This is a genomic window from Enterococcus sp. 12F9_DIV0723, assembly GCF_002174375.1.
GTDB lineage: Bacteria > Bacillota > Bacilli > Lactobacillales > Enterococcaceae > Enterococcus_A > Enterococcus_A gilvus.
Genome location: NZ_NIBK01000001.1, coordinates 1,078,226 through 1,087,466, shown reverse-complemented (window position 1 = coordinate 1,087,466; position 9,241 = coordinate 1,078,226). Strand labels below are relative to the sequence as shown.

Here is a 9,241-nt window from a genome sequence, read left to right as displayed (position 1 = left end):
ACAAATCATATTTTATTTTCGAACACAATATAACAAGTTATTTATTATCTGTCAAACCTTTTTATGATAAAAGTGACAAAAAATTCAATGGATTTAAACTTTTCTCCTTTATCAATCGCCTATATATCAGTATTTTGATGCGGAAATAAAATCCATAAATTTATTTTGCAAATGTCGTTAAAAACTAATTTCTCAAATAAAATAACTATCGTTTTAAAAATAAAAAGCAGCGTCTTTCAGACACTGCTTTCCTCATAAAAATAGTTATTGATTATCCTAGCCGAAGCTGTGCGATAATTTCTTCTGCTGCAGCTAAGTTCATTCGTTCTGCTTTTCTTAATTGACTAGAAACTTGAGGAATCTCCTTCGCTGTCGCCCCTGCTGTGATTGCCAGTGAACGGCTTTGCATCGCCATGTGTCCTTTTTGAATCCCTTCGGTCACTAACGCGCGGATCGCAGCCAAATTTTGAGCCAATCCAACAGCTACGATGACTTCTCCTAATTCACTAGCAGATGAAACGCCCAAAAGATTTAAGCTGATTTGTGCTTTTGGCAGCACCTTGGTCGCTCCTCCCACAATCCCTACTTTCATGGGTAAAACAAGCTTGCCAACTAATTTATCCTCTTGCACCGTCCAATCCGTCAAGCCCTCGTACTGTCCGTTGCGGGCAGCATATGCGTGGCACGCCGCTGCCACTGCGCGCGTGTCATTTCCCGTGGCTAAGACGACGGCATCGATGCCGTTCATAATTCCTTTATTGTGCGTCACCGCGCGGTAAGGATCAAGCTTACTGAATGCACTGGCCGCAGCGATCTTATCAGCGACTTCTTCTCCCATTTGTTGCAGAGGGATTTCGCAAGTTGCTTCAATCAACGCGCTCGTCGCATAGTTGCTCAGTATACTAAATAAAACCTCTGCTGCAGGAACAAGTTGTCGTACTTCTTCCGCTACAGCTTCCAGCATCGTATTCAGAATATTGGCACCCATCGCATCCTTTGTATCAACCACTAGATCGATTGAAAGGTAGCCTTCTTCAAAGATACGATAATCAATCGTGCGCAATCCGCCGCCACGTTGATAAATAGACGGTGAACTAGCTTTAGCCGCCGCAAAAAGCCGTTGTTCATTATCCCGAAATACTTGCACGAACGCCTCTGCTTCAGAAACATTTCTCAAGACGACCTGTCCAGTCATCTCTTGATTGCATACCCGTGTCTGAATCCCTCCGGCCTTCGCAAGGATTTTCCCAGCATTACTAGCCGCTGCAATCACAGAAGGCTCTTCAGTCATCATGGGGATACTGCTCTCTTTTCCGTTAATGACAAAATGTTGTGCAACACCTAAAGGGATCGTTCCCTCCCCAATTTGGTTTTCGATGAGGTTGTTGGCAACTTGTTCTGGCAATACCATTTCTGTCGCTAACTGTGCTGCTTCTTTAGCCGATAACTTTTTTTCCTTCACCAACTTTGCTAAACGCTCAGCTTGGGTCAGTTGATAGAATTTTTTTTTTGCAGTTTCTTGATCCTCTGCTTTTGTGATCATCAGGGCCAAACCAAGTCCGCCACCGATGCACAAGCTTGCGATTCCCCGTTGCTTGTCCTCTTGGAAAAGTTCAGAAATCAGCGTTGTCACGATTCTCGTGCCGCTTGCACCGATTGGATGCCCCAACGCAATCGCGCCGCCGTAGGTATTGATTTTTTCATCTGGGAGATCCAATTCTTTTTGCACAGCAACAGAGGCTGCCGCAAATGCTTCGTTGATTTGGAAGACATCCACATCATTGATCGTCTGATGGACTTTATTTAATAATTTATTAATAGCTGATACAGGGGCTACGCCCATGATGCTTGGATCGATCCCAACTTCACTATACCCATTAATAACAGCGACATAAGCTAAGTCGTGCTCGATAGCATAAGATTTTGCTGCTAACACTACTGCGGATGCACCATCATTCAACGTGGAAGCATTCGCTGCTGTGACAACACCGTCTTCTTTAAAGGCAGGTTTCAAAGAGCTTATTTTTTCAAGCGTGGAATCAAAACGGATGCCTTCATCCTCTTTGATACTACTTCCGTCTGGAAGGACCACAGGAACAATCTCCGAATCGAACTTCCCATCTTTACTTGCTTTGGCTGCTTTCATCTGTGATTCGTATGCATATTGATCTTGCATCTCTCGAGTAACCTGATACTCGACAGCCACTTTTTCTGCGGTTAGTCCCATATGTTTGCCGCTAAACGCATCTGTCAATCCGTCATAAATCATGCTTGATTTTGGTTCTTGCCACTCTTGCGCGACGTAATCAAATCGCGTGGTCTTTGGTGCTTGAGACATATTTTCTGTTCCGCCAGCGACGACTACCTGCGCCTCGCCTAGAAGAATTTGCTGCATTCCGAAAATAATTGCTTTCATTCCTGAGCCGCAAACTTCATTGATGGTCGTTGCTGGTACTTCATAAGGGATACCCGCTTTGATGGCTGACTGACGCGCAACATTCTGCCCGTTTTCTGCCTGTAGGACATTTCCCATAAATACTTGTTCCACCTGATCTGGTGCGAGCTCCGCACGTGTGATCGCTTCTTTTACAGCGATTGCACCGAGCTCGACGGCTGAAACAGTTGCCAGTTTGCCTTTATATCTGCCAATTGGTGTTCGTACAGCGCTTAAAATAACTACTTCTTCCAAGAGTGCACCTCCAATGTTTTCATTAAAAATCAGATGTAAGTATAGCATAGATAGTTTTATAATTTCTTAAGATTCAAACTTGACTAATTATGACCTTTCTGTGATATATTTACTTTTGGAAGAAAAGAATGTCCGTTTCCCTATGATTTCTTTGTAGTGGAAAGGCATGGGTGGTTTTCTTTATGTGAAAAATCACCAATAAGAACTAGGAGGAGCAATATGAATATAGGGATTGATAAAATCAGTTTTCACGTACCAAATTATTATCTTGATATGACGGATTTAGCAAATGCGCGTGATACTGATCCCAACAAATTTCACATTGGTCTTGGACAAGATCAGATGGCAATTATTCCTGAGACACAAGACATTGTCACTTTAGGAGCAAGTGCTGCTGCAAAAATTCTTACAGATGAGGACAAAAAAGACATCGACATGGTAATCGTCGGGACAGAATCCAGTACCGATTTTTCAAAATCTGCCGCAGTAATTATTCATGCCCTGTTAGATATTCAGCCTTTTGCTCGTTCATTTGAAATAAAACACGCTTGTTACGGCGGAACTGCCGCTTTACAGCAAGCACATGACTATGTAAGCTTGCATCCAGAGCGCAAAGTTTTAGTGATTGCAGCAGATATTGCAAAGTATGGACTGGCTACCGGCGGCGAGCCCACTCAAGGTTGCGGAGCCGTTGCGATGTTGATTACAAAAGAGCCTCGCTTATTAGCCTTTAATAATGATAGTGTCTTCTACTCTGAAGATGTTTACGATTTTTGGCGTCCTGCCGGGCATGACTATCCTTTAGTTGACGGTCATATGTCCAACCAAATCTATATAGATTCATTCACCCGCATCTGGGAGCAAAACAAAAAAGTCAACCAAACGACAAGTGAAGACTACGCAGCTTTGACTTTCCATTTACCTTATACAAAAATGGGTCGCAAAGCCTTACGAGCTATTTTTCCAGAAATGTCCGAATCTGAACAACAGCGTTTAGAGGCTCGTTATGATGAAGCCGTGTTGTATAGTCGCCAAGTCGGTAATCTTTACACGGGGTCCCTATATCTTGGGTTGATCTCCCTATTAGATAATGGCAGCTTAGCAGCCGGTGATCGAGTGGGACTATTCAGCTACGGATCAGGTGCAGTCAGCGAGTTCTTCTCGATGACAGTGATGGATGGGTACAAGCACCATTTATCTATCAAAGAAAACCAAGCACTTTTAAGTGAACGCAGCCAATTAACTATGGAAGCTTATGAAGACATGTTCAATGAAAAACTCCCTGTAGATGGCGGCACTTACACCTTCTCAGATTCAACTCCGTTTGCCATCAATAAAATCAGCGGAGACATTCGCTACTATAACAAGTAGCAAATTCAATTAATGTTCCCTTAAGCGTCGAAAAAGCCAGCTGATTAGCTGGCTTTTTTAGGCAAAAAAAATAATCTAGCAGGTCAAATGGCTAAGTGTTTTTTCTTCATTCCAAAACTTCTGGAATATTTACACCCTTTACTAGGACTTAAGCGTCTTTATGGTCGAATGTCGCTCAAGCCTAACCACTAAGTAGAGAAATGGTTCCACTGTCTACATTCCTCTTCCCTGCTAGATTAAAATAACTTGGTAAGGAGATTTCAAATCCCTACTTCCTTTCTGCCATTACGGCATTCACTTTGAAATGAACACTGCTTCCGTTCATCTCTGTTGTATTTTTAACAACTTAGGGACCTATCCCTTACATCTATAGTTATACCATATTATGCCACTTTTTGCAAGCGTTTACATATTATCTTGGGATATTTTTCATGCTATAATCTAAACGTCGGAAATATAAGAAAGCTCGTTTTTTAACGAAGATTGGGTGTTGCTCATTTGGAATTTCGACAGTCTTTAGGCAGCCCTACCGCTTGCTTTGGCATTCTAAAAATAGTTATGATTACTGTAGGAGGAATCAATCCATGAAAATTTTATATATCTCAATTTCAGGAAACACCCGTGCCTTTGTTCAACATTTGAAGACGTATAGTGACGAACAGCATCAACAAAATAATGAGAATCCTTTGATTACTTCAAAAGAAATTTCTGAAAATAGTCCCTTTGAAAAAGAAGATGACTCATTTTTCGCATTTGTTCCGACCTATTTAGAGGGCGGTAACGGTGTCGATAGTGGCGATACAGAAATATTGACCGATGTTCTGCGTGACTATTTAGACTACGAAGATAACTATAAAAAATGTCTTGGCGTTGTTGGCAGTGGGAACAAAAATTTTAATTATCAATATTGTTTGACCGCTAAACAATACAGCGAGGCATTCGGGTTTCCCTTTTTAGCAGATTATGAATTAAGAGGAACCACGGCTGATTGCGAACGAATCTACCACATTTTAAAAGAACACGAATCAAATTAATGGTACCTTCATTATTCTATTGACATTTTCTCATGTTAGGAGCATTCTTTTTTAAATAGAAAGTTTTATAGGAAAGGCGTGTTGCACATGAAAAAAGTCGCAATTATTGGTATGGGTCATGTCGGAAGTACGACTGCTTATACGTTAATTTCAAAAAATATAGTGGATGAATTGGTTCTGTTCGATTCTCGAGCGGATATCCTCCAAGCGGAATTAAATGATCTGATGGACGGACAAATGGAGCAAAATCATCAGGTTCGATTGATCGATCCTTCCTTGTCAGAATTGACAGATACAGATGTGATCCTTTTTTCTGCAGGAGACATCTCGATCTTTGAGGGAAACCCCGATCGGTTCGCGGAATTAAATTTGACCAAAACGATCGTTGAGGAGTGGGCGCCCAAGATTAAGGCATCTGGATTTAACGGCATCTTACTGAATATCACAAATCCTTGCGATGTAATCACTCAATACTTGCAAGAATTGACTGGTTTCCCACGTGAGCGTGTCTTTGGCACCGGTACCTCCTTAGACACTGGGCGTATGAAACATGCTGTCAGCAAAAAGTTAGACGTTCATCCTTCAGCTATTGATGGCTACGTGATTGGGGAGCACGGCGAAAGCCAATTCGTCGCTTGGTCTAGTGTACGGATCGGCGGTATCCCCATCATCGATACGTTGACTCCGGAAAAACTTGCTGCTTTGGATGATGCCGCTCGCGATGGTGGCTGGGTGACCTTTCGTGGGAAAGGATATACCTCTTACGGGATCGCTATTCAATCAGCACGAATTGTCGAAGCCATTTTAAATAACAATCATCTCGTTGTCCCAGTGAGTCATTACCATCCGGATGAAGACTGTTATGTGGGTTCTCCCGCAAAGGTGTCTTTAAAAGGGATCACTGAAAGTTTCCCATTGATTCTTTCCGAGACAGAGCAAGAAAAATGGCGGCACACGATTCAAACGATCCACGCTATGCATGACTCAATTTAGATACAAAAAAAAAGACAGGAGCAAAATGTCCTGTCTTTTTTCTACGCGCTTTTACTGACTACTGTCGCTTTTTTCCAATCAAAACTGATAAGCTTTGCATTTGGAGTACGGTAAACAAATACTTTGTCGTTTTCTAATGGCTCAAAATAGTTTTTGATGGCTCGAATCACAGAATTGTGGCAAACCAACAAATAAACATTTTCTTGATCTTGCTCCAGTTCCTCTAGTAAAGGAACGATTCGCGCATAGACATCCATCAAAGACTCGCCATTCGGATACCGTACTGCAAATTGTGTGCGGGTCTTTAAATAACCTTCTTGTTCATCACTTGTGCCATCATAATCTCCGTAATCTAATTCAATCAATCGGTTGTCAACATTCAGAGACAACTGATTTTTTTCTCCGACGATTCGAGCAGTTTCATAGGCACGTTCTAATGGCGAATGGATGATTCGAGTGATTGGTTTATCCAGTTGAGCGACCTCTTCTGCTAACTTTGCCGCTTGCCGATACCCAACTCCTGAGAGCGCAATGTCACTTCTCCCTGAAATAATTCCTTGTTTATTCCATTCTGTTTCTCCATGTCTCGCTACGTAAAGCAAATAGAACAATCCTTTCTATCCCAAAATTGAAAAACAATGAATCATAGTTTTCAATTTAATTCTTGTAATAACTACTGGTGATTACCAGTACCGTTATCACTTTATCACTTGAATGAAAGGACGTCTACTTTTTACAGAAATTTTCTATTGTTTTTCCACGCCGTATGCTCTAGGAATGATCAAATGATCAATGAGCGGAACAAAACAATTCATTATCAATAAAATGAACGTCATCCCCTCAGGCATCGAACTGAATTGACGCCAAGCAACCAAAAGCAACCCGCAACAAATACCATAAATTATTTCACCTTTTGGTGTCGTTGGAGAGGTGCTGTAATCCGTAGCCATGAAAAATGCACCTAACATTGTTGCACCGCCAAATACGTTCGCAAAAACGATCGTAGGATCACCCTTTCCAAAAAAGAAAGAAACAACGACTATCGTTCCAATCATGCAAAGGGGGATGTGCCAAGTAATTACTTTTTTATATAGCAAAAATATACCGCCTAAAAGCAATAGAATCGCTGTTGTTTCAGCATTTTTCCCAGCAATTAAGCCTGTTAAACTGTCTAGCATTTGCCCGGAGCTTAAACTTTCACCTGCTTTTGCCTCCATTAATGGCGTCGCTGAAGACACGACATCTAATCCGCCAGTTGAGAAAAAAGGACGCGGCTGAACATTTGCAGACATCTCTGTTACAAAGATCAAGCGTAACACCGCTCGTCCAGTCAAAGCCGGATTTAACAAATTTCGGCCAATCCCGCCGAACACTTCTTTCGCAATGACGATCCCAATAACACCGCCCAACGCTGGATACCACAAAGGAACACTAGCGGGCAAGCTCATAGCCAGCAACACCCCAGTAACGACTGCCGAATAATCTTTAGGCAACGTATGTCTACGCAGCTTGAACCATAAAAATTCAGCAAGTAAACAAGTCCCTACGGCGATCACATAGAGCAATAGCGAACGGATACCAAAGAAAACAATGGATGCAAAAATGCTAGGCATCAATGCAAGTACGACCAGTTGCATGATACGATCTGTTTTTTCCCGATACAATAAATGAGGGGAAGCCGCCATCATCGGATGACGGGAGCTGCGCAACGCCTCAAACGAACGTTTCTGATCCATTCCTATCCCTGCCTTTCCTTAACCGCTTGTTGACCGGCGATAATGTGCTCCGCTAAATGACGGCGTGCAGGGCAAATGTAGGTGCAGCAACCGCAATTGATACAACTATCCACATAAAGCTTCTCCAGCCGCTCCCAGTTTTCCTTCAAATAGCTCTTCTCAAGTTGGTGTGGTAAAAGACCGATGGGACAAACATCTACACAACGCGCGCACATAATACATGGACTAGGCGTGCTATCTTGATCGTGTGCTTCATTAATAATAATCAACCCATTGGCTGATTTGGTTAATGAAGCCGCCATCGTATCCACTGTTTTCCCCATCATAAAACCGCCAGTTATGATTTTCGATGGCTTTCCGTCAAATCCCCCACAAAAATCGATCATTTCTTCAATGGAGGTCCCAATCGGAAAGTAAACATTTTTTTGTTGTTTAACATCTCCAACGACCGAGCAAATCCGATGACTCAACGGAATTCCAGGATCAATCGCTTCATACACTGCAGCAGTAGTAGCGACATTAATGATCAAATAGCCTAGATCCCTCGTTGACCCGTCAGCAGGCTCTTCCATTCCGGTAATTGTTTTGAAAAGCATTTCGGTACTTCCCTGAGGGTATACCGATGGCACCTCAATCACCGAAAGCTTCGGAACGTCTTTGCACAGATCCTTCATAACCTCGATGGCTTCTTGTTTATCATCTTCAATTGCGATTATGCCCTCTTCGGCTGCTACAGCCTTTAATACCAACTCACACCCCTTTAGCAGCTTCTCGCCTTGTGTTGCCATCAACGCCGCATCTGCCATCAGTAGCGGTTCACATTCAGCACCGTTAAAAATGCACGTATGGATATCTTCTTTAGGGTTTAGTTTTACATGACTGGGAAAAGTCGCTCCACCTAAACCGACTACACCAGCCGTTTCCACTCGCTCGACGATCATTTCTGGGGTCAATTCATCAATGGTTTCGTGGTGTACCTCCTTTGGCCGCTCAAGAAAATCATTTTCTATGACCACGCAGGTCATCTCATCTCCTTGTCCCTGATCAATCTCTTTCACTCCCACGACTTTGCCAGAGATACTTGCATGGATATTCGCTCCCAAACCTTCACCCATTTTTGCAATTATTTGTCCAAGGAAGACGCGCTCTCCCGCGGATACAATAACCTCTGCAGCGTCCCCGATATGCTGTTGGACTGGGATATACACTCGTTTGGGGTAAATACTTTCTACTTTTTTATACTCGTCAATTCCTCTTAACTGTAAAGCTGGATCTTGATGTAAATCAATTCCACCTTTAAATGCTCGTTTAGCCATCTCGTTCCTCCAATATACTTCATAATTTTAGTATAACATGAACAATTTGTGACTAAAAATAATATCCTTATTTTCAAATTCCATTACTGTTAATAAAAAAAG

Annotated in this window: 7 protein-coding genes; 3 read left to right on the top strand and 4 right to left on the bottom strand. The window is 42.3% G+C overall.

What is annotated here, in order from left to right; translation table 11 throughout:
• Positions 1-271: 271 nt before the first annotated feature.
• A complete protein-coding gene (locus A5868_RS05255) occupies positions 272-2,689 on the bottom strand; it encodes a hydroxymethylglutaryl-CoA reductase, degradative (protein ID WP_086305671.1) in 2,418 nt (805 codons plus the stop codon).
• 219 nt (positions 2,690-2,908) lie between these two features.
• Here A5868_RS05255 and A5868_RS05250 point away from each other — a divergent pair, with 219 nt between their 5' ends.
• The 3 genes from A5868_RS05250 (at position 2,909) to A5868_RS05240 (ending at position 6,087) form a co-directional block, all read left to right on the top strand.
• A complete protein-coding gene (locus A5868_RS05250) occupies positions 2,909-4,060 on the top strand; it encodes a hydroxymethylglutaryl-CoA synthase (protein ID WP_086305670.1) in 1,152 nt (383 codons plus the stop codon).
• A 584-nt stretch (positions 4,061-4,644) separates the two neighbouring features.
• Positions 4,645-5,094, top strand: a complete 450-nt coding sequence (nrdI, locus tag A5868_RS05245; RefSeq protein WP_086305669.1) for a class Ib ribonucleoside-diphosphate reductase assembly flavoprotein NrdI — start codon at positions 4,645-4,647, stop codon at positions 5,092-5,094.
• Between the two features lie 87 nt (positions 5,095-5,181).
• Positions 5,182-6,087 carry a lactate/malate family dehydrogenase gene (locus A5868_RS05240; protein ID WP_086305668.1) on the top strand — a complete coding sequence of 302 codons (906 nt, stop codon included), beginning with the start codon at positions 5,182-5,184 and terminating at the stop codon, positions 6,085-6,087.
• Between the two features lie 41 nt (positions 6,088-6,128).
• Here A5868_RS05240 and A5868_RS05235 read toward each other — a convergent pair whose 3' ends face one another.
• From A5868_RS05235 to rsxC, 3 genes are all read right to left on the bottom strand, one after another.
• Positions 6,129-6,689 (bottom strand): histidine phosphatase family protein, encoded by a 561-nt coding sequence (locus A5868_RS05235; RefSeq protein ID WP_086305667.1) that lies wholly within the window; start codon positions 6,687-6,689, stop codon positions 6,129-6,131.
• Positions 6,690-6,833: 144 nt separating this feature from the next.
• Positions 6,834-7,823 (bottom strand): RnfABCDGE type electron transport complex subunit D, encoded by a 990-nt coding sequence (locus A5868_RS05230; RefSeq protein ID WP_086305666.1) that lies wholly within the window; start codon positions 7,821-7,823, stop codon positions 6,834-6,836.
• A 2-nt stretch (positions 7,824-7,825) separates the two neighbouring features.
• Positions 7,826-9,139: an electron transport complex subunit RsxC gene (gene rsxC / locus A5868_RS05225; RefSeq protein ID WP_086305665.1), complete on the bottom strand. Its 1,314-nt coding sequence runs from the start codon at positions 9,137-9,139 to the stop codon at positions 7,826-7,828.
• Positions 9,140-9,241: the final 102 nt, after the last annotated feature.

Coding starts and splice junctions, on each gene's coding strand:
- A5868_RS05250 (WP_086305670.1), top strand. CDS start 2,909: ATGAATATAGGGATTGATAAAATCAGTTTTCACGTACCAAATTATTAT.
- nrdI (WP_086305669.1), top strand. CDS start 4,645: ATGAAAATTTTATATATCTCAATTTCAGGAAACACCCGTGCCTTTGTT.
- A5868_RS05240 (WP_086305668.1), top strand. CDS start 5,182: ATGAAAAAAGTCGCAATTATTGGTATGGGTCATGTCGGAAGTACGACT.
- A5868_RS05230 (WP_086305666.1), bottom strand. CDS start 7,823: ATGGATCAGAAACGTTCGTTTGAGGCGTTGCGCAGCTCCCGTCATCCG.
- rsxC (WP_086305665.1), bottom strand. CDS start 9,139: ATGGCTAAACGAGCATTTAAAGGTGGAATTGATTTACATCAAGATCCA.